This is a genomic window from Pseudomonas sp. MT92, assembly GCF_058792515.1.
Window position 1 is genome coordinate 1 of the sequence record NZ_JBXAFA010000051.1, and the last position, 764, is coordinate 764.

Annotated in this window: 1 protein-coding gene; it reads right to left on the reverse strand. The window is 65.4% G+C overall.

What is annotated here, in order from left to right:
* The coding region (locus AC1Q6D_RS33135) for a toxin VasX (protein ID WP_492574024.1) at positions 1-764 on the reverse strand (764 nt) is incomplete at both ends.

The following is a 764-nucleotide window of genomic DNA, read 5'->3' on the forward strand; positions in this document are numbered from 1 at the left end:
CCGCTCTGGCGTGCCCGTTGCGGGGCGATCAGGCTGAGCGGAAAAGCGCGTTCGGCCAGGTTGTGCCAGGTGACGCTGGCTTTCGTCGCGCTGTCGGACGCCTGGGCATCCCACGCATTGAAGCGCCCGAAGGCCTCGAGCATCGCCTGCCCATCGGGCTGCGGGTCGAAAAGCCGTTCGAACGTCTGACTGTCGCACGGCAACGCGGGGCTCTGGCAACGCCGGGCGCGTAACTCCGGGTCCTCCTCCAGGCGCTTGACGCGGGCAGCACTGAGCTGGATCTCGCTGAAGCACAGTTGCACCGTTTCGGCAGGTTGCCGGTTCCAGGTGGCGGGCAGCCAGATGTCGCTGAGTGCGACACCCTTGGCCAGGCGGTAGTCGTCGCACAGATCCTGGCCTTCGCGAAACATCGACACGTCAATGTCGTGGTAAGTCGTGCGCTCGCCGTCCTGCCGCACTTCCAGTTCACGCCACAGGCGCCCGCGGTAAAACACATAGACAAAGCCGCTGCGGCACAGGACCGGCGTGCCGAGGTCGTGTCGGCTGCGCGCACCGGGCAGCGCGACGAAAGGCACGACGGGGACGATCTGGTTCCACTGCGCGTCCAGTTGACGCGGGGTAATCCGCACGTCCTCCAGCAACGGCAGGCGAATGGGCGCCCCATGGGTCGTGGCAATTTCCAGCCACAACTGATGCTCGTACCGGGCGTACCAGTTCCACACGAACAGCTCGCAGTGGACGCTGAATAAACGCTCCGTTTCGCG